The 20,675-nt window shown below is 29.0% G+C and carries 21 protein-coding genes and 4 tRNA genes; 22 read left to right on the top strand and 3 right to left on the bottom strand.

The window, feature by feature from the left end; genetic code table 4:
• Positions 1–60 precede the first annotated feature (60 nt).
• The 12 genes from SCHRY_RS04510 to SCHRY_RS04455 all read left to right on the top strand — a co-directional run bounded on the left by SCHRY_RS04510 (position 61) and on the right by SCHRY_RS04455 (position 8,072).
• Positions 61–151: transfer RNA gene (locus tag SCHRY_RS04510), tRNA-Ser, on the top strand.
• A gap of 95 nt (positions 152–246) precedes the next feature.
• Positions 247–1,785 (top strand): cardiolipin synthase, encoded by a 1,539-nt coding sequence (gene cls, locus SCHRY_RS04505; RefSeq protein ID WP_016339274.1) that lies wholly within the window; start codon positions 247–249, stop codon positions 1,783–1,785.
• Between the two features lie 58 nt (positions 1,786–1,843).
• Positions 1,844–2,524, top strand: coding sequence for a hypothetical protein (locus SCHRY_RS04500; RefSeq protein WP_016339273.1), 681 nt, complete (start codon positions 1,844–1,846; stop codon positions 2,522–2,524).
• A gap of 3 nt (positions 2,525–2,527) precedes the next feature.
• On the top strand, positions 2,528–3,949 hold the full coding sequence (proS, locus tag SCHRY_RS04495; protein WP_016339272.1) for a proline--tRNA ligase: 1,422 nt from the start codon (positions 2,528–2,530) through the stop codon (positions 3,947–3,949).
• Positions 3,950–4,000: 51 nt separating this feature from the next.
• Positions 4,001–5,293, top strand: coding sequence for a hypothetical protein (locus SCHRY_RS04490; protein ID WP_016339271.1), 1,293 nt, complete (start codon positions 4,001–4,003; stop codon positions 5,291–5,293).
• A complete protein-coding gene (locus SCHRY_RS04485) occupies positions 5,256–5,723 on the top strand; it encodes a hypothetical protein (RefSeq protein WP_016339270.1) in 468 nt (155 codons plus the stop codon). The genes SCHRY_RS04490 and SCHRY_RS04485 overlap by 38 nt, the downstream gene beginning before the upstream one ends.
• 80 nt (positions 5,724–5,803) lie before the next feature.
• Positions 5,804–6,883, top strand: a complete 1,080-nt coding sequence (locus tag SCHRY_RS04480) for a TMEM164 family acyltransferase (RefSeq protein WP_016339269.1) — start codon at positions 5,804–5,806, stop codon at positions 6,881–6,883.
• An 86-nt stretch (positions 6,884–6,969) separates the two neighbouring features.
• Positions 6,970–7,194: an acyl carrier protein gene (locus SCHRY_RS04475; RefSeq protein ID WP_016339268.1), complete on the top strand. Its 225-nt coding sequence runs from the start codon at positions 6,970–6,972 to the stop codon at positions 7,192–7,194.
• A 14-nt stretch (positions 7,195–7,208) separates the two neighbouring features.
• Positions 7,209–7,682, top strand: a complete 474-nt coding sequence (locus SCHRY_RS04470; RefSeq protein WP_016339267.1) for a Fur family transcriptional regulator — start codon at positions 7,209–7,211, stop codon at positions 7,680–7,682.
• A 69-nt stretch (positions 7,683–7,751) separates the two neighbouring features.
• A tRNA-Trp gene (locus SCHRY_RS04465) sits at positions 7,752–7,827 on the top strand.
• A gap of 61 nt (positions 7,828–7,888) precedes the next feature.
• Positions 7,889–7,963: transfer RNA gene (locus SCHRY_RS04460), tRNA-Trp, on the top strand.
• 16 nt (positions 7,964–7,979) lie between these two features.
• Positions 7,980–8,072, top strand: a tRNA-Ser gene (locus tag SCHRY_RS04455).
• 75 nt (positions 8,073–8,147) lie between these two features.
• Here the strand turns inward: SCHRY_RS04455 and SCHRY_RS04450 are convergent.
• Both SCHRY_RS04450 and SCHRY_RS04445 read right to left on the bottom strand, forming a co-directional pair.
• On the bottom strand, positions 8,148–9,011 hold the full coding sequence (locus SCHRY_RS04450; protein WP_016339266.1) for a DegV family protein: 864 nt from the start codon (positions 9,009–9,011) through the stop codon (positions 8,148–8,150).
• A 26-nt stretch (positions 9,012–9,037) separates the two neighbouring features.
• Positions 9,038–9,877, bottom strand: a complete 840-nt coding sequence (locus SCHRY_RS04445) for a DegV family protein (RefSeq protein WP_016339265.1) — start codon at positions 9,875–9,877, stop codon at positions 9,038–9,040.
• A 132-nt stretch (positions 9,878–10,009) separates the two neighbouring features.
• Here SCHRY_RS04445 and SCHRY_RS04440 point away from each other — a divergent pair, with 132 nt between their 5' ends.
• The 7 genes from SCHRY_RS04440 to tyrS all read left to right on the top strand — a co-directional run bounded on the left by SCHRY_RS04440 (position 10,010) and on the right by tyrS (position 16,123).
• A complete protein-coding gene (locus tag SCHRY_RS04440; RefSeq protein ID WP_016339264.1) occupies positions 10,010–11,113 on the top strand; it encodes a M42 family metallopeptidase in 1,104 nt (367 codons plus the stop codon).
• Positions 11,106–11,735, top strand: coding sequence for a YtpR family tRNA-binding protein (gene ytpR, locus SCHRY_RS04435; protein WP_016339263.1), 630 nt, complete (start codon positions 11,106–11,108; stop codon positions 11,733–11,735). Before SCHRY_RS04440 ends, ytpR begins: the two co-directional genes overlap by 8 nt.
• A complete protein-coding gene (locus tag SCHRY_RS04430; RefSeq protein ID WP_016339262.1) occupies positions 11,722–12,744 on the top strand; it encodes a nicotinate phosphoribosyltransferase in 1,023 nt (340 codons plus the stop codon). The genes ytpR and SCHRY_RS04430 overlap by 14 nt, the downstream gene beginning before the upstream one ends.
• A 39-nt stretch (positions 12,745–12,783) precedes the next feature.
• Positions 12,784–13,884 carry a hypothetical protein gene (locus tag SCHRY_RS04425; protein ID WP_016339261.1) on the top strand — a complete coding sequence of 367 codons (1,101 nt, stop codon included), beginning with the start codon at positions 12,784–12,786 and terminating at the stop codon, positions 13,882–13,884.
• Between the two features lie 80 nt (positions 13,885–13,964).
• Positions 13,965–14,321, top strand: a complete 357-nt coding sequence (locus tag SCHRY_RS04420; protein ID WP_016339260.1) for a hypothetical protein — start codon at positions 13,965–13,967, stop codon at positions 14,319–14,321.
• Between the two features lie 2 nt (positions 14,322–14,323).
• Positions 14,324–14,830 carry a hypothetical protein gene (locus SCHRY_RS04415; RefSeq protein ID WP_016339259.1) on the top strand — a complete coding sequence of 169 codons (507 nt, stop codon included), beginning with the start codon at positions 14,324–14,326 and terminating at the stop codon, positions 14,828–14,830.
• Positions 14,831–14,881: 51 nt separating this feature from the next.
• On the top strand, positions 14,882–16,123 hold the full coding sequence (tyrS, locus tag SCHRY_RS04410) for a tyrosine--tRNA ligase (RefSeq protein ID WP_016339258.1): 1,242 nt from the start codon (positions 14,882–14,884) through the stop codon (positions 16,121–16,123).
• 53 nt (positions 16,124–16,176) lie between these two features.
• On the opposite strand, the gene SCHRY_RS04405 is transcribed toward tyrS, so the two are convergent.
• Positions 16,177–16,509: a hypothetical protein gene (locus SCHRY_RS04405; RefSeq protein WP_016339257.1), complete on the bottom strand. Its 333-nt coding sequence runs from the start codon at positions 16,507–16,509 to the stop codon at positions 16,177–16,179.
• 173 nt (positions 16,510–16,682) lie between these two features.
• On the opposite strand from SCHRY_RS04405, the gene SCHRY_RS04400 reads away from it, so the two are divergent.
• The 3 genes from SCHRY_RS04400 to mgtA all read left to right on the top strand — a co-directional run bounded on the left by SCHRY_RS04400 (position 16,683) and on the right by mgtA (position 20,643).
• Positions 16,683–16,979 (top strand): PTS sugar transporter subunit IIB, encoded by a 297-nt coding sequence (locus tag SCHRY_RS04400; RefSeq protein ID WP_016339256.1) that lies wholly within the window; start codon positions 16,683–16,685, stop codon positions 16,977–16,979.
• A gap of 27 nt (positions 16,980–17,006) precedes the next feature.
• On the top strand, positions 17,007–17,426 hold the full coding sequence (locus SCHRY_RS05395; RefSeq protein WP_016339255.1) for a hypothetical protein: 420 nt from the start codon (positions 17,007–17,009) through the stop codon (positions 17,424–17,426).
• 487 nt (positions 17,427–17,913) lie between these two features.
• Positions 17,914–20,643 carry a magnesium-translocating P-type ATPase gene (mgtA, locus tag SCHRY_RS04395; protein WP_016339253.1) on the top strand — a complete coding sequence of 910 codons (2,730 nt, stop codon included), beginning with the start codon at positions 17,914–17,916 and terminating at the stop codon, positions 20,641–20,643.
• Positions 20,644–20,675 lie beyond the last annotated feature (32 nt).

Raw genomic sequence — 20,675 nt, 5'->3', positions numbered from 1 at the left:
AATAGTTGTTTTACTTGTTAAATAATTTAAGTTTTGTATAATAATAATTGTAATCAATTTGGAACAATACTCAAGTTGGTGAAGAGGGCACCCTGCTAAGGTGTTAGGTCGGGTAACCGGCGCGAGAGTTCGAGTCTCTCTTGTTCCGCCATTAAATTTAAAGATTATTTATGAAGTTATATTTTATTATAACTTTTTTATTTTAATTGATAAAATATAAGTATGAAGATAATGTGGGGTTAAGTTATGAAAAATTGATTAAAAATTATTTTATCAATGATTTTCTTATTTGGATTAGTAGTATTAGCAATTGTCGCAGTAGCAGTTGTTTTTAATATTCAATATACTTTTATTTTTCTTGGTTTTATTTTAATTGATTTTCTGTTTTCTTTTGTGATTTTTTTCTCAAAACGCCGTTATGAAGTTAAATTTTCGTGAATTATTTTTATTAATTTTTTCCCAATAATAGGGCTTTGTTCATATTTGATGTTTGGACGGAAATACCATTATTCAAATCAAAAAACATTATTTTATGAAAAAATTAATAAAAATGAATATCAAAATAATTTATTAACAAATGATAAAGTTAAAAAAACTGTTGGTTTGATTCCTCAACATTTTGTTAAAACAGTTGATTTAATTAATGAAATTGCCGAAAAACCGTTATATCAAAATAATGCGATTGAAATTATGGAAAATGGGGCAAAATGTTTTCAACGAATGCTAGATGACTTAGATAATGCTAAATCGTATATTTTATTAAATTATTTTATCATTGCCGATGGCGAATTATTTGAAATTGTTTGTGCTGTTTTACGAGACCGCATTGCGGCAGGGGTACAAGTTTTTATGATTTATGATCATGTTGGTAGTTATTTTAAAATTAGTAAAAAAAGTATTCGCAAATTACGAAAAATAGGGGTTATTGTGCAAAAGTTTTTACCAATTATTACTCCTTTTATAAATGGCAATGCAAATTATCGTAACCACCGAAAAGATGTTGTAATTGATGGTTTAGTTGGTTATACCGGCGGAATTAACTTGGCCGATGTTTATGCTAATCAATCAGCAAAATTTGGGTTATTTCATGATGTGCAAGTTCGAATTGTGGGGAAAGCAGTCCGAGGATTAGAAGTTACTTTTGTTGATGATTGATATTTTGCAACAAAACATCAAGAAAAGTTAACGGAATTAGTTCCTGCGATTTTGCAAACAAAAAACTATAATAGTCAAGGAACAGCAATCGTCCAAATTGTTAGTCATGGGCCAAGTATTGACCAATCAGTTACGAAAGATGTTTATCTGTCATTAATTAATAGTGCCCAAAAACGAATTTGACTATCAACTCCTTACTTTATTCCTCCTGTTGAATTAATTGAAGCGCTAAAATTAGCGGCTCGATCAGGAATTGATGTCCGTTTAATAATTCCAGGATTAACGGATAAGATTTTTGTTCTTGATATTACTAAAACTTATTGTCGCGAATTAATTGAAGCGGGAGTGAAAATTTTTGAAATGAATGGTATTTTTAACCATAATAAAATTGCCATTTTTGATAATGATGTGACAATCATTGGGTCTTGTAATTTAGATTATCGTAGTTTCTTTGCTGATCATCAAACAAGTGCAATTATTTATGATCAAGCTGTTGTGGAAACTTTTTTACCTCGCTGAGAATGAGACTTCCAACACGCTATTATGTGACAAGAATGGCCAATTAAATATAAGCCATTAAAATATCGTTTTTTACTAGTTTGTCTAAAACTTTTTGCACCAATTTTATAAGTTAAAATAAAAATAAAGTATAATTATTTAGTAAGTAAAAGTAGAAGGAAGTGGGCTAATGTTATTTAATAAATTAAAAAAATCAGGTGAACAACATGAATCAGAGCAAAAAGGGAAAAAAGTTAAAAACTTATTGCAAGAAGATAAAGATAAAGCAGCGGTAGCAGAATTATTTGAAGAACAACCAGTTGGAGATGTTAAAACCGGTTTTAGTTTTCGCCGTCGAAAAACACAAAAAATTATTAAAGAAATTAATAGCCAAAAAGTGAAAGTGCTACTCTTTTATACTGATGTAAAAAATATTTTACGACAATTAGAGTTTGGTCTACAACCGGTTAATAATATTCATTTAGGTAAGAATGATGAATATACTGTTTGAACCTATTTAGAAAAAAAAGACCATTTAGAATTTGAGTTAGATAATTCAACACGACACTTTTTTTGAGAATGAATTGCGGAGCAAAAAGTTGATCCAAATCAAATTGCTATAGTGGCACTAGATATTAAAAAATTATATGAACATACAAAAGCGGATTGAGAATATGATGAAGTTACTCGTCGCATTAAAATCTTTGAAAATATTAAACCAGAAGTAATTTCATGAATTTTAGTTAAAAATCCAGAATATGTTAAACGGATTGAACAATACTTAATGAGCCAAAATAATTTAAAAATTAAATTATTTAAAGGGGAAAAAGGAAATATTGAAAACTTAACAGTTAAAAGTAGAAAGAAGTAAATTATGAGTAAGAAATTAGATAAGATAACACCTCGTAGTGTTGATTTTCCCCAATGATACACCGATATTGTTTTAAACGCCGATTTGATTAGTTATGGACCAGTTAAGGGCACAATTATTTTTAAACCTTATGGTTATGCGATTTGAGAAAATATCCAACAAATTCTAGATGCTGAGTTTAAAAAGTTGAAAGTTAAAAATGTTTATTTTCCACTATTAATCCCAAAATCATTATTTAATAAAGAAAAAGACCATATTGAAGGTTTTGCTCCCGAAGTTGCGACAGTCACAAAAGTTGGTGATAAAGTTTTGGATGAAGAATTATATATTCGCCCGACTTCAGAAGTTTTATTTGGGACTTTCTTTAGCAAAGAAATTCAAGGTTATCGTGATTTACCATTATTATATAATCAATGAGTGAATGTTCTGCGATGAGAAAAAACAACTCGCCCATTTTTACGAACAAGTGAATTTTTATGACAAGAAGGGCATACTGTCCATAGTAGTGCACAAGAAGCCGAAGATTTTACTTTAAAAATTTTAAATTTATATGCCAAATTTGCCGAAGAAACATTATTATTACCAGTTATTAAGGGCCAAAAAACTGAATTTGAAAAATTTGCTGGAGCAGATAAAACATATACAATTGAGGCATTAATGTATGATGGTCAAGCTTTACAATGCGGAACAAGCCACTATTTTGGTCAAAATTTTACTAAACCATTTGAGATTAAATTTTCAAATAAAGAAAACCAATTAGAATATGCTTACTCAACATCATGGGGAGTATCAACGCGTTTAATTGGGGGAATTATTATGAGCCACAGTGATGATAGTGGGCTAGTGTTACCTCCAGCAATTGCTCCAATTCAAGTGATGATTGTTCCAATTAAAAATGATGAACAATTATGCAAAGTAAGTAATGAAGTAATGACAACTTTATCAGATTATCGTTGTGAAATTGACTTTTCTGATAAAAGCTATGGTTTTAAAGCTGCAAATACTGAAATTAAAGGGATTCCGTTACGAATTGAAATCGGACCACGTGATTTAGCTGAAAATAAGGTAACAATTGTTCGCCGCGATAATTTTGAAAAAATTCCAGTTTTATTGTCTGATATTTCAACTATTGTTGATAAACTTTTAAAAGAAATTAGCGCTAATTTATATGAGCGAGCATTAAATAATCGTGATAAAAACACAAAAAGATTAAATACTTTTGCAGAATATAAAGCTGCTCTTAACACTGGAAATGGTTTATATTTAGCCCCGTTTTGTGGCAGAATTAGTTGTGAGGAAAAAATTAAAGCCGAGACGCAAACGACAACTCGTTGTATCCCCTTTGGCATTGAGAAAGAAAAAGGGAAATGTTTTTACTGTCAAAATGATTCAGAATTAATTGTATATTTTGCTAGATCATATTAAAAAGGAATTTAACCTCTTATTTAGGTAAAACTAAAATAGGAGGTTTTTATTTTGTTTGCTGTTAATGAATCAACAATTTACAATAATGATAGTCATAATTTTATTGGCGTTAATAAAATTAATTTAAGTTTAGATGTAGCAATTGAAACTTTACCATTACCTGGTGGACAAGGAGAAGAATTATACCCGTTTTATTTTCGTCCAACAATTGGGATGATTGATCCATGATTTGATGAGCATGGCCAAACAACAGATATATATCGCCAAGATCTCTATGGCCATTTTAAATCGTACCAATGATTATTCCATCACTTTCCAACTTTAAATATAAAGATAGGCCAATTAGAAGTTGTTATTAATGTTAATAACAAAAAAGGTTGCTTATTTAATAATTTAGTTAAAAGTAATAATGATTATGTTATTAGTATCAAAGATAAAATAATAACTTTTGGTCATTGAGCAAAAGTTGCTATTCCAGTTGGGTGTTTTACAACAACTGAAGTTAATAAATTGAGCACAGTTATTACTATTCCTAGTTTAGAAGATAATAATCTTGTTGCTAAAACATCTTACTTAGAAACAATGATTAATTTGCAAAATAGGGTTGAAGTTACCCAGGAACAGTTAAAAATTACGCCATTTCTTAAGTATCAATTATATAATAGTGAAACTGGGGATTTTTATCAAAAAAGTATTTTAGCAGAAAATAATTTTGAAATATCATTTAATCATATGACAAATAATTTTATTGACCAGCTTTTTAGCATTAAAACTGAACTTGCTTTTGATAAAGAGCAATTTAAAGGTTTTCCAATTGATATTTGGTCAAAAATTGATAAAATCAATAATTTCTATAATCATAATTTTAATCCGCTTGTAACAGAAACAACTATTGTTGAAAGTGAAACAAAGTATGATAGTGAAAAAATTCGGGGTTATTTACAATATGATTTTGCAACAAAAACTTATTATCATCATTTTATTGATAAACCTTATTTTAATGCTAAAAAAGAACTAGTTGGTTTTCGACCAAGTTTTGACAATAACATGGTGGGACTCATTACTAATCCTTTTGTAGATAAAGAGCAAATATCTTTATCAACAAAAATTTTACAGTGAAATATTATAATAAACCAAATTTTAGTGGCCCAAACTGATTATGATAATTTGCGAATAAAAATTACAGAACAATACCAGGATTTTCCTAATCGACTTACAAAATTAATAGGTAGTTTAAATCAAATTTATTTAATAGATAATTTTAATTTAAAAAAGTATTTTAATCAAGAATTCACAAAGGAAGTTTTTGAAGACTTTTCAGCGGAGTTTTATTATAAAAATTAATAGTAAAAAAATTGTTATTTGGATTTTAGTTTTTATTTTTATAATTTGTGGTGGGGCTTTAAGTTATTATATTTATCAAAAAATTGTGATTGAAAATAATAAACCAAGTTTAAAAATAGTTAAAAAACCAGAACCTTCTGTAAAACCTAAGCAACCAAATGACAATTATGATCCATATCACCTGAATTTAAAGTTTCCAAATGAAAAGGCGTTAATTAAATATAGTAATCAACAATATTTTATTATTAATCAAGCCTTCAAAATAAGTTTTTTGGGACAATGAATTAAAACTTATCCTATTGTTGATCAAAATAAAAGTTTTTTAGGTTTTAAATTCAGTAATGAAGCAATAGGATTGTCAAAAACAATTTCAATTTATCATTATAGTTTAGATTATCAACCTTTTCTTATTTGGAAAATTTATCTTTAATACAAAAACTACTTTATTTAATTTTAAAAATTAGATACAATAATATTGTTTTTATATTAATTAACATTGGGAGGCAGGGAATGAAAATACAATTTAATCCATCTGGGAAAGGCCCATGAGGTTTTTTTGACCCGGCAGGGAGTTATCAACCTAGTTTAGGATGACAAGAACAATCAGCTTTTAAAGGGCAAAGTTATCTTTTTCAACTTGTTGGAATTGCAATATTTGTTCTAATTGTTGGATCCCTATTTGTTTTCAAAAAATATTATGCTAAAACAGCAAACTGAAAGTGATTTCGAATTTCAATTGGGATATATCAAATTGCTACTTATTTTATTTGCTATGCAATATGAGCAACTTATTTAGCAGTAGTATTAAAAGAAAACTGATTTTGAGGACCGTCAGGAATGTCACGAGTGAGACCATTAAGTGAAATCATGCCATTACACTTATGTAGTATTCATCAACTTTTATCGGGATTTCTGTTGATTTTCCCGAGCAAGCGTTTTTTTGAGATTTGTGCTCCATCAGCTCTAATTTTACCTGTATTAGCAATTGTTAATCCAGTTAATGCTTATTGAAGTTTAGATAATGTCTTTTATTATAATTATTTTATTTTACATACAATTATTATTTTTTCATATATTTATGTATACAAGTATAGTTTAGTTGGCCGCTCATATACAGGTTTATTATTAAAATGACAATTTTTATGATTATTTTTATTTTCAATTGTGGCAGTGATTTGAGACGGAATTTTTAGTGCTAATATGTTATATGTTGGTCCCAATGGGGGTAGTCCTTGAAATGTTGGGGGCTTTAATATTGGGAAATGAAACACAAACTATGCTGGGGTTAAATATGTCTGACCATTGGCTTGATTCTGGATGGTTATGTTAGGAATCTTATTAATTTTACCAGCCCATGTTTTAATTTTCTTTATTAAACAAAATGGGCAGTATGATAAAAAAACAAAGAAAATTGTTTATAATCCCAAATCACAACAAAACGATTTTTATGGCCAAATGGGTAAAGACTATATTTTCTTCACTTTTAAATCATTCTTTTGAAGTAAAACAAAATTAAGAGCAGAAATTATTAAAGCAAAATTAGCAAATTACTTTGATAATGATATTAAACAATTATTAAAACTAAAATAATTGTTTTTATTTTGCCAAGATAATTTCAATAATCTTTTTCGCTAAACTTTGTTATAATAGACTTATAAATAAAAGGAGCGGATTATATGAATATTTTAGAAGAAATTAAAAAAGTTTTCCAAGAAAATGGCATTAAACAAACTATTACAATGGACACTGTTTTTAAAGATTTAGGAATTGACTCATTAGATTTGATGGATTTAGTAATTATTGCTGAAAAGAAGTTGAATGTTAGAATTCCTGATGATAAATTAATGGATATTAATAAAGTTTCCGATTTAGTTGCAATAATTGAAGAATTAAAAAAATAGGAGATTTTTAGTTTATGGCTTTGAAGTATGAAAAAATTGTTGATTTACTGAAAGAAAAAAATTATCGCTTAACGGATATTAGACTTGCTATTATTAAAATTTTGACAACAAATGAACATTTAACTTTAGCTGAAATTGTTGAACAATTAGAAAAAGAATTTAAAAATGTTAATTTAATGTCAGTTTATAACACAATTGATTTATTATTACGTGAGCATATTGTTTTTACTAATACATTTGATGGGAAACAAATTTGATATGATTTGGCCCAGAATCCTTCAGTTCATATGATTTGTGATGCTTGTAAAAATGTTGTTCATATTAGAGATTCAGAAATATTGCAAAAAATTGATTTAATAAACTTAAGTGAAGGAATGAAAAAAATGGCATGAGAGCCAATTCACTTTAAAATTGAAGGCCATGGTTTATGCAGTAATTGTTTAAATAGTGGCGAAGGTCATAATCATTTTGATGATGATCTTGATTAATAATTAAAAATTTATTGCTATTTAATTTTTATTTGTTAAAATAAGTAAGTGTTTATAACACTTTTTTATAGGGGTGTAGTTCAATCGGTAGAACAGCGGACTTCAAATCCGTTGGTTGTGGGTTCAAGTCCTGTCACCCCTGCCATATTAATGATGAAAAGTAGAGTATACTTTTTTTATTTTATGGTATTATTTTACTGTGAGATAGGGGTGTAGTTCAATGGTAGAACAGCGGTCTCCAAAACCGTTGGTTGTGGGTTCAAGTCCTGTCACCCCTGCCATAATTTACATTAAATTGGAAGTATACCCAAGCCTGGTTGAAGGGGGCGGTCTCGAAAACCGTTAGGTGGAGAAATTCACGCAAGAGTTCGAATCTCTTTACTTCCGCCATTTAATTTAAACGATAAAATTTAAACAAAAAAAATTAGGAATGTTCTTCCTAATTTTTTTGTTTGATAGGATATGTTATTTCAAATATTTTTGTGGGAGAGCAATTACAGCAATAGTATCGAGACCAGCATGGGCAAGAAAAATTGGCGCAATATCTTCAATTTTATAGGATACATTTAATTCAGATAGTTTTTGAACTGTTAAATCTCATATTTTCGGGCTGCATTCAGCTGTTTTTAAAACAAAAATTTGGTATGTTTCTTTAACTTTGCTAGCAAAGTTTTTAAAACTTTCCACTAAAGTTTCAATTAATGAATTAATTGTTCGTGATGTCCCAATTTTTTTTGGTGTTTCTCCTCATTGAATTAACACTTTAATTTTTAGTAAACTAATTAATGAAATTAATATTTTTCCAACGCGACCACCTTTTGCTAATCGATCAACACTACCAGGAATCATTGCCATATAACTTTCTTTTTCAAATTCATTTGTTTTAGAAATAATTTCCTCAACAGTTTTATTTTCTGCCACTAATGATTGAGCATAAATAACTAATTGTTTTAAAGCAAAAGCAGCAGTATGATTACGAACAACATGTACTTTTCCTTTGTAGTCCTCTTCCTGACTGATTGTATATGCTGTTGCATACTGACTTGAAAGTTTTTCAGCAATTGGATAATGAATAATTTCATCATAATCTTTTAAAATTTCATCATATTTTTGCATTAATTCTCCATTTGAGGCCTGGCTAGTTTTTGTAATTCCAGATCGAACAGTTTCAATAAAATTAAATTTTTCTCGATTTTCGTCAGTATCATAAATATCAATTTCATTATCTAAAATAATATGTAAGGGAAGCACAAAGATCCCATATTTTTTAGCTTCTTTATCTGTAAATCCTGCTGATGAGTCAGTCAAGATGGCTATTTTTTTGCTCATATTTATTTCTCCTTACTTTTTGAAACTTATTTATCTCAACAAATTAGTGCAATTGTATTTGCTCCTGTATGGGCTGCAATAACGTTTGGTAAATTTGCTAACTGGTTAATTTCAAATCCTTTTTCTTTAGTAATGTTTTTTACTTCTTCTAATAGCTCGTCATTCATTTTTGAATATACTAAATCAATTTTTCGTGATTTACGTTCTTTCTTAATTTGGGTTAGAGCTGTTTCGACTGCTTTTTTAAATGTTCGGGTTTTATCAAATTTATCAATTTTACCATCATAGCGTAAAATTGGAGTAATTTTTAAAACCTTTGCTAATGCCGCAGCGGCAGGAGTAATTCTTCCTCCTCGTTTTAAAGTTTCTAAACTTTTTGGAATAATAAAAGCAGTAAAATGTTGTTTTAATTCATCAATTTTTGCTTGAATTTCCGTAACATTAATTCCACTTTTAATTCATTGGTAGATATCATCAATCATTTTTCGAATGATTAAACTAACACCATCAGTATCAATCACAAAAACGCGATCTTTATATTCATCTTGCTGAGAAAGCATGTATGTACTGTCATGTTGTCCTGATAAGCCTTTTGATAAACCAACAAAAACAATTTTTTCGTAGGTTTTTAATAATTCATTTCATGTTGTCATCATTTTTCCTAATGGAATTTGGCTAGTTTTGATAACTTGATGTTCTAAAATATCATAGAATTCATCGTATGAAATAACGTCATCATCATCTTCGATTTCTGTTCCATCTGGGAAGTTTAACAAGAGAGGTAATAAATATGTATCCTCATATTGTTTCAACATTTCCTTCTTAATTCCAGATGAGGAATCGATTAACAGGGCCACTTTTTTCATATGTATCCTCATTTCTTTATTAGTATTAAATTTTTTTAGCTTTCAAAATAAATTACTGCATTTAAAATATACTAGTAATACTTTAATTATAAACTTTGATATAATATTTTCAAGAATGAAAGGGAGATATCAATGAAACTTTTAGATAATAGCAAAAAAATGTATGAAGAAATTCTACAAGCCTTTGGACCATCAGGATGTGAGTTCCAAGTTACAGAAATAGTTAAAAAATACTACCAAAAATATACAACCGAAATTATTCAGGACAATTTAGGGAGTTGTTTTGCCGTTATTCGTAATAAAAAAGGGTTAAAAAACCCAAAAAAAGTTATGTTAATGGCCCATGGTGATGAAGTTGGATTTATGGTTCGTCAAATTAATGAACAAGGGTTAGTAAGTGTTAATCCATTAGGGGGGATTTGAGAGCAAACATTATTAGCTAAACGTGTTAAATTATTAACAGATGATGGGCGCTTTTTGACTGGAACTTTTTCGGCAATTTCTCCACATCTTTTAACTGCCACTGCACGGGAAAAAGCAACGCCAATTAGTGAAATGCTAGTAGATTTTGGCTTTAGTTCAAAAACTGAGGCCCTTGCTGGAGGGATTCGACCAGGAAACTTTTTAATTTGTGAGGGACCAACTGTTTTTTTAAATGAAAAACGTTTATTATCAAAGGCGATTGATAATCGAATGGGAGTTATTTTAGGGTTAGAAGTATTAGAACAAATTAAAGATCTTAGATTAGATTATGATTTATATGTTGGTTTTTCGGTCCAAGAAGAGGTGGGAACGCGAGGAGCACGCACAGCAACAAGTTTAATTAACCCTGATTTTGCAATTGTGACAGATGTTTCACCAGGGCAAGATTATAGTTCAACAGCTGCTTTTGGACAACTAGGGGCTGGGGTAATGTTACGAGGAATGGATCGCGGCTATATTACCCGTTATGATTTATTCCAATATCAAATGGCTTTAATGGCAAAAGAAGAAATTAAATCACAGTTTTATATTTCCCCTGGGGGAACAGATGCCGGGGAAGTCCATTTACATGATTATGGAGTTCCAACAATTCAAACATGTTTAATTGCGCGTAATTTACATACAATTAGTGGTATTATTGATTTAGAAGATTTTAATGAGACAATTAAATTGGTTACAGCGATTGTCAAAGATTTAGATGCGGTTAAAATTGTGGATTTTAATTTTGTTAATAGGAGTATGGAAAATGAATAAAAAAACTATTGGACTTTTTTATAATTTAGGATTTGATACATTATTTGGTTATGTTAAAGGTTTTGACCACAAAAATTTTACCCAAGATGGGGATTTAATTATTTTTTATGATGAAGAAAATGAATTTGTTGGTTTTAATTTACTTAATGCCAGCAAAAAAATAACTAGTTTTTTATATAATGGCATTAATAGTGATAATGTACCCTTAATTGCTGAATTAGGTTCAGTATTAAAATTAAAATCTGGTCTCTGAGAACAATATAATCAAGAACCACAATTTTTAGTTGGGGAAATTAATAGTTGTGTTCACCATCCTAATTCGGATAAATTAAGTATTTGCCAAGTAAACACGGGGGAAAAAATTGAACAAATTGTTTGTGGAGCCCCTAATTGTGATCAAGACCAAAAAGTTGTTGTTGCCACAATTGCGGCAATTATGCCAAATTTAATGAAAATTGTTCCTTCAGAATTGCGTGGTGAACAATCAAATGGAATGTTATGTTCTGAGCGTGAATTAGGGATTGCAAGTGATAATCTCGTTAAGGGTCTATTAATTTTAGATCAACAACAATATCATACTGGTAACAGTTTTTGAAAGGAATATTATAATGAGCAAAATTAAGGATGGTTTTTATAGCGCAGTTTATTTTCAAAAGACAGCTAAAATTTTAAAGATAGAGCGCCCCAATGATATTGTTACAATGCAGTTTTTTCAACGTAGTGATAATGTTAAATTATGTGGAATTAATGAATGTGTTGATTTAATTCGCCAAGAAGCTTTTAATCCTGAAACATTAGAAGTATGGTCATTAGCAGATGGTGATTTGATTAATGCCAATGAACCTGTTTTAAAAATTATTGGTCACTATAGTAATTTTGGTCATTTAGAAGGCTTAATTGATGGAATTTTAGCACGACAAACAAGTATTGCAACTAATTGTTATCGCGTTTTACAAGCAGCCCCATCTAAAGGAATTATTTTTATGAATGATCGTAATGATTATTATTATAATCAAGCAACAGATGGGTATGCCGCATATATTGGGGGGATTCGTAAATTTGTTACAGCAGCGCAAGTATCATTATTACCAGAAAAACTAACACCAATGGGAACTGTTCCCCATGCCTTAATTCAGGCTTTTAATGGGGATTTAGTTAGTGCGTTAGAAGCTTATCAAAAACATTTTCCAACCGAAGAGTTAGTTGCTTTGGTTGATTATAATAATGATGTTATTAATGATTCCTTATTAGTTGCCAAAACATTTCCAAAATTGGCAGCAGTCCGTGTTGACACATCACAAGCGTTAACTGATAAATATTTTCTTGGTAAAGAGGAGCAATATTTAACAACACCAGTTAATGGAGTTAGTAAGGAATTGATTCAAACTTTACGTAAAGTTCTTGATGAAAATGGCTATAATGGGGTTAAAATAATTGTTTCATCTGGTTTTACTGCCGAAAAAATTGCAATGTTTGAAGCTGTTCAAGTTCCTGTTGATATTTATGGGGTTGGTCAATCATTGGCAAAATTATCAGTTGGATTTACCGGTGATTTAGTGATATTAAATAACGTTAAACAAGCAAAATTTGGCCGTAATAATATTGAAACAAAACGACTAGTTAAACGATAAAAAATGTTTTATAATTAAAGTAATAATGGAGGGTTTAAAATGAGTAATGATAAAAAACAAGAAGTTGAATCTTTTTATAATCATGATGGGACTTTTTTTGACCATCCCAATCAACCAGAAAGTAAAGAACAAAAAGTTGAAGTTAAACAGCAGCCGCAAGAAAAACCAGTACAAGAGCCAAAAAAACCAACTTTTTTTACAGGTTTAAGTGAGGTTATTTCACCGTTATACGGAAAAAAAGCAAAAGAACCGAATCAGCGTGATGCTGTTGGTTATGATCAAATTGCTAAAACGGAAATAAATTTAGCAAGTAGCTCAATTCAAAAAATTATTGACCAACAAATTGATGAAAAGAAAAATAATTTTGTCAAACCAACTAATCTATCTTCTGCACAGTTAGATGATCAAGTTGATAATTTAGTTAAAACAAAGCTATCAGAAAATTTACGACAAAGTAATATTAACCCAGATGGAAAAAATAATGACGAAAAATTTTATCGCATTAATAAATTGTCTGAACAAGCGGCAAAAACTGAATCATTTTTGTTCCGTCCACGTAAAAATGGGGAAAATATTTTTGGGGAACGAACAGCAGAGTTGACATTAGAATTGGAAAATATTAAGGAAAAAATTCGTAATACAAACCCGCGTTCTAATTTTAGTAGTAATTACGAACAAACAGCAATGTTTGGGGGAATTGAAGAGCAAAAAGAAATTAATCGCCAAATTCAAGATGCGATTAATAATGTTTATCAAGTTGAAGATGATTTTTCTGAAGATATGCCCTTAAGTGAGCGTCGTAAAAAAATTGAAAGTAATTCAATTCATGCGAGCTCAATGCGCCTACAAAAAATTAAAAACTTACAAAACCATAATTTACAAGATCAGTTTTTACGTCGCCCAAAAACAATTTCCCAAAGTTCATTAGATTACCATAAAATGTTACAAAAATTACGTGACCAAAACCCTGATGAAGAAAGTCGTAAAGTAAGCAAATATTATGCTAATAATAATCTATATTTAGAAAGAATGATTAAGTTAGAAGAAGAAAATTTTGAACAAGCAAACAATAGTCGTAAAGAACGAATTCATGAAGAAGCAAACCAAGTTAAAGACAATAATTCAAATAAAAGTCGATAAACTGATTTAGAAAGTTTTTATTTAAAGAACTATAAAAATAAGTTATAATAAACTAGTAGAAATAAACAGTAGGTGAAGAAATGTATTTAATTTTATGAGCATCAGAAGGTGATTTGTTAATTTCCCAAACAATTTTAATTATTATTTTATTGTGTTTAGCAATTGTTTTTTGTTTTTATGGAATTATTGCTGCTCGAAAAGTTGCGATTGCTGCGAAAAAATTTGATTATTTTGTTGAAGATTTAACATATAAATCAGAAATGTTAAATTCAACAGTGGATACTGTTGTCAAAATTTCAAACTATATTGATATTTTTGAAGCTTTCACAAAAAGAAATGTTAAAGCATGAGTTAAAGTAATTGCTCGTAATAAAGATATTGCTTATCGTCTTGTTGATAAATTAAAAGAATTTGCTAATTCTGATGAGAAGAGTTAAAAATGGCTTTTAAGTTAGTTAAAACAGCAGTTATTATGGTAGTTGGGATGTTAATTGCCCCAAAAAAAGGATCAGAATTACGACAAGACTTTGTTAATTTAATTAAAAAATATAATCCACAGTTAAAAGAGATGGTAAATAAAATTGAAATCGTCTGAGAAAAATCGCAAGGAATTGAATCAGATGAAGTAGCAGCCGACATTGAATTAAAAATTAAAAATGTTCGTGGGGCGGTTGATATTTTAGAATCATCAACAACAAAAGAAATGGCTTATAAAGCTCTGAAAAAAGTTGATGCTGGGGCAGTAAGGTTAATTAAAGCTGCGGCTAAATCACCGAATGTGCGGGCAGTTGCGAAAGATTTAGCAAAAATTACTGTTAGTGTCATTGATGAAGGGGTTAAAGTAACCGAAGATTTGAAAAAAACTTCCGCTTCAATTTCTGAGCGAATTATTGAAGAAGGTAAACCAACCCAAATAAAAAAAAGTAAAAAAATCGAACAAGAATAAACTCTAATCTTAGAGTTTTTTAATTAATAAAAGTAATAGGAGAAATAACAGATGAATATTATTAAGGAATTAGAATGGCGAGGATTATTAAAGCAGTTAACTAATCCGGAAAAAATTTTAAAGGCGCAAGAACTTAAAAAAGGGGTTTATTGTGGGTTTGATCCAACTGGTGATTCTTTGCATGTTGGACATTTAATTCAAATTTTATTATTAAAACGTTTTGAACAATTTGGTTTTCAACCAATTGCGATTATTGGTGGGGGAACAGGGATGATTGGTGATCCCAGTGGTAAAAAAGCGGAACGAACATTGTTAGATGATAAGACAGTTAATCAAAATGTTGCTGAAATTACTGCCCAAATGAAAGGATTAATTCCCGATGTTAAAATTGTTAATAATGCTGATTGACTAGAAAAACTTAGTTTGATTAATTTTTTACGTGATGTTGGAAAAGATTTTAATATTAGTTACTTATTGAATAAAGAAAATATTAGCTCACGCTTAGAAAATGGTTTATCATTTACTGAATTTTCATATACGTTATTACAAGCCTATGACTTTTATCAGTTATATGTAAATTATGATTGTGTTGTTCAAACTGGGGGCAGTGATCAGTGAGGAAATATTACTTCGGGAACAGATTATATTCACAAAAAAGTTGGGGAAAATAATTTAGCATGTGGATTAACAATGAATTTATTAACAAAAAGTGATGGAACTAAATTTGGGAAAACCGAATCAGGGGCCGTTTGATTAAATAAAACAAAAACATCTCCTTATGAGTTTTACCAATTCTTTTTTAATCAAGAAGATAAAGAAACAGGGAAATTATTACGTTATTTAACCTTTTTATCAGAAGCAGAAATTAAGGGGATTGAAGAACGACATGCTCAAGATCCTGCTAGTCGTTTTGCTCAAAAACAGTTAGCTCAAGCTATTACTTTATTTGTTCACCAGGAAAGTGGTCTTGAACAAGCATTAGCAGTTAGTGAGGCTTTATTTACTGGTAATGTCAAAATGTTATCAGCCTCAGCTGTTGAAAGTTTAAAACAAAGTTTAGAACAATATCAAACTGAAACATTTAATTTACCAATCCTTGATTTATTGGTTAAGGCAAATATTGTTAGTTCAAAACGAGAAGGACGAGAATTTTTAGCACAAAAAGCAATTTTATTAAATGGTGAAATTGTTCAAGATGAAAATTATCAAGTTAGTGCGACAGATTTATTATATAATAATTATTTAATTGTTCGTCGCGGGAAAAAGAAATATCATTTAATATATCAAAAATAATTTAACTTAATTAAAAAGTTATGGCAAATTGCCATAACTTTTTAATTTGTTAGTTAGTTTTTACTTTTATCATCATTTTGTGATAAGTTTTTTTCATATGCTTCAACAACTGCTTTATGAAATAAATAGTCTTCTTTTGAAATATTTTGAACAATACGTTCTTTAATTTCTTTTTCTAAAAAAAGCGAAATTGATTTATGGATTGTTTGAATAGCATTATCAGTTTCACTGCTTGGATCAATAAAATCATTTAATAATTCAAATTTTTCTTCCCAATTTAGGGTATTAATAAATTCTAAGATAAACTTCGGATTTTCTTTAATATACTCTGAAAGTGGCTTATGTCTATGGTCTTCAATAAAAGTTTGAATTTTTGTTGGTAACATTTTTTTCACTCCTTTATGCTATCCTTAAAGTACCTATTAATTATACCATTTTAACTAATAAAAATTAAAGGGGTTTAATGATGTTTTTAAATAATAAATTAACTTGTAATTATTTTAAATTATTAGTAAAATGATTTGGTAAACTTTAAATTTAAAATGGGGGAATAGCAAAGATGAAAAATGTCTGTTTAGTATGCTCAGCAGGAATTAGTACTAAGATGATTGTTACAAATATTAATGAATTTTTAACAACTCATCAAAATGATATTAAGTTTTTGGCTGTTAATATTAACGAATTAACTTCGGAACATTATGATGTTGTTTTATTAGCACCACAAATTGGTTATTTAAAAGACAAAATTACCACAATTTTTAAAGATCAAAAAAATGTAAAAATTGAAATTTTACCATCAGATTTATATGTAAGTAACAATGCTGAGGGAATCATTAATTTTATTACCAACTTATAGAATTATTTCGTAATACGCTTATGAAAAATGGAGGTACCATTTGAAAAAAATAGTTACAATAGTTTCATTAACGTTTCCAATCGTAATTATTTTGTTATTTTTAGGTACCATTTTTTATGGCATGAATCAAAAGACGTTGCGAAAATAATTACCGAAGAATTTCTTTTTGAAAAAAACAAATGAGCCTTGAACAGTTTACGGGGATATGATGATGGGTTAATGCCATCAATTCGTAGTACTGTTATTAATAATTTAAGTAAAACATTCACAATGAAAGAAATTAATTCATGAAAAGTTGAAGTCTACTATGGACATGTTGATGACAATAATTTTTATAAAGCCCAAGCCATTAATTTTAATGACTTTTTTTTTTTTTTTTGGGATTGTCAATGCATGAAAAGGTTTTTACTTATACTTTTACGTATAATGGTGTGGCTTTATTTGTAATGATTTCAAGATATTTTCTGATAGATAGTAAGAAAGTTACAAATAGATGACTATATATTTTCCTTTTTGGAATTCCTTTAATTTTTTTAAGTGCTCTTGTTACAACAAAATATAATGTTGGAAATATCTATTTAATTTTACGTAGTTATAATATATAAGCCAAAGTGTTAAAATAAGTAAGACTATAAGTTATATGAAATTTGATTTTAACTTTTATCCAATAAGTTTAAAGTATAATTATTAGATTTTAAAATCATTTATTCATCATGCTTTAACAAATGTTATTATCAAAAATTATCTTAGAGTAAAATATTTTTGTCTAAGTAATAAAATTATTAAAAATTTTTATTTCTTAATTTTCTCCTTTAATAATAATTAATAATAAAATTCTTGCTTTCCCTAGTTTTTTTCGTTAAAATAAAAAAAGTTTAATAAAAGTGATTTTTTTACTGGGTTGTTATTTGATAAATAGAGAGAAGACTTTCAAATGGATAAAAAAGTTATGAAATTCAAATTTAAAGGAAAAACAAAAAATCATCAAAAAGATCTTGGCTTTGTTAAAACAGAGGAAATTAAAGCAGTTTCACAATTTTCACAGCCAGAAATATTAGAACATTTTGAAATTACCAAGTTTGGATTAAACTATGAAGACGCAAAAGAAGTTGGAAATAAGTTTGGGGATAATTCTCAAGAAAAAATTAAGTTTCATTGATTTTTGCGACTATTAAAAGTTTTATTAAATCCTTTTAATATTGTTTTAACAGCAATTGCTGTTTATAACCTTCTTAGTTATTTCTTAATGGCTGGAGATAAGTTTGAATTAATTGCGACAGGGATTATTTTTACCATGATTATTATTAGTTCAACAATTTCGTATATTCAAGATATTCGTAGTTTCTTAGTTACAAAAAAACTAACGGAATTAGTAAGTAGTAAAATTACTGTAATTCGGTTAGAAGATGATGAAAAAGTTAGTGACATTTCTGTTAAAAATAATACAACATTAATTCGTGAAGCAAAAGAATTAGAAATTCATGAATTAGTTCGTGGGGATTTAATTTATTTATCAAGTGGGGATCTTGTTCCAGCTGATGTGCGGATTCTATGAAGTAATGATTTATTTATTAACCAAGCTAGTTTAACAGGGGAATCAATGCCCGTTGAAAAACACGCGAATTATAATCCATCTAAACCAAGCTTGTTAGAACTACAAAATATTTGCTACACTGGTACTAGTGTTATTTCTGGTAGTGCAATTGGAATTGTTGTTGGGGTTGGGAAAGATACTTATTATGCAACTATTTCAAAAACAATTTCAGAAAAACAACCCCCAACTAGTTTTAACAAAGGGATTAAACGAACAACATGATTACTATTATGCTTTATGTTAGTAATGGTACCAATTGTTTTTGCTATTAATGGGGTAACAAAAAATGATTGAATTTCAGCGCTGTTATTTGCGATTACTGTTGCTGTTGGTTTAACACCAGAAATGTTGCCAATGATTGTAACATCAAACCTAGCGCGGGGAGCTAGCCAAATGAGTAAGGCAAAAGTTGTTGTTAAAAAATTGGAATCAATTCAAAACTTAGGAGCGATTGATATTTTATGTACTGATAAAACAGGAACATTAACAAATGATAATATTGAATTAATTGATTATCATTTATTAGATAATAAAAATGATGAACAATTATTAAATTACTTATTTTTAAATAGTTATTTTCAAACGGGGTTAAAGAATCCCTTAGACAAAGCAATTATTCAGTATGTTGAAAAAAATCATATTAGTTTATTAAAAGAGCATTATACTAAAATTGATGAAATTCCCTTTGATTTTAATCGTCGAAAATTAACTGTTGTTGTTTCTAATGAAGAAGGGGACCATACTTTAATTTGTAAAGGGGCGATTGAAGAGGTTGTTAAAAACTGTACACAAATTTATTACCAAGGGAAAGTGCAACCATTAACCAATGATCATTTACGAATGATTGAAAGTAGTGCTGATAAGTTAAACACCCAAGGCTTACGTGTTTTAGGATTAGGTTATAGCGCTGGGCATAACGATGATAGTTACTATTCAACGGGGGATGAAAGTAATTTAATTTTTATGGGGTTTGCTTCTTTTTTAGATAAACCAAAACCTTCAGCAACTAAAATGATTCAACTATTACATAAAAATGGGGTTGATTTAAAAATTTTAACTGGGGATAATGAGCAAGTAACAAGAGCCATTTGTGAGCGGGTTAACTTACATGTTAAAGGATTAGTTAGTGGAGATTACATTGAAAAATTAAGTGAGTTTGAATTACGAGAAGTTGTTGAAAAAAATAATATTTTTGTCAAATTAAATCCGTTACAAAAAGCAAAAATTATTACGGCGCTAAAACAAAACGGTCATACAGTTGGATTCATGGGGGATGGGATTAATGATGCTCCAGTTTTACGACAAAGTGATGTTTCAATTTCGGTTGATAATGCAACCGATATTGCTAAGGAAGCTTCTGATATTATTCTCTTAGAAAAATCATTATTAGTATTAGAAAAAGGAATTATTCAAGGGCGGAAAATTTTTGGAAATATTCTAAAATATATTAAAATTACCATTGCATCAAACTTTGGGAATGTTTTAAGTATTTTAGTTGCTTCCGCTTGATTGCCATTTCAACCAATGGCGCCAATTCAGTTACTATTTCAAAATTTATTATATGATATGTCACAATTAGCGGTCGCTTTTGATAAGGTTGACCAGGAATTTTTAAAGACACCTCAGCGGTGAACAACAAAAGATATTTTACCGTTTGTCTTTATCAACGGACCAGTCTCCTCAATCTTTGACATTCTAACCTTTGTCTTGATGGGCTATTACTTTGGAGTTTTAAGTAATCCAAGTAGTATTAGTTCAGACCAAGTAATGTTATTCCAAACAGGATGATTTGTTGAAGGATTAGTAACACAAACCTTAATTGTCCAAATGTATCGAACAAGAAAAATACCATTCTTCCAATCAATGGCGTCATGACAATTATTGTTGGCAACGTTCTCAGTTATTACGATTGGAATTGCGTTGCCATTTACCCCACTAGCAATTAATTTAAGTTTAGTTAAACTACCTGCAATTTATTTTGCTTTCTTTACTGCCTTGATTCTTGGTTATTGTATTATGAGTCAAAGCATCAAGATGTTGTATATCAAATTTTTTAAACGGTGGCTATAATAAAAAAAGTTTACCAATTAATGAATATGTCA

Source organism: Spiroplasma chrysopicola DF-1 (genome assembly GCF_000400935.1).
Taxonomy (GTDB): Bacteria; Bacillota_I; Bacilli_A; order Mycoplasmatales; family Mycoplasmataceae; genus Spiroplasma; species Spiroplasma chrysopicola.
The sequence above is the reverse complement of the archived record's forward strand: the minus strand, read 5'-3'. Positions and strand labels throughout refer to the sequence as shown.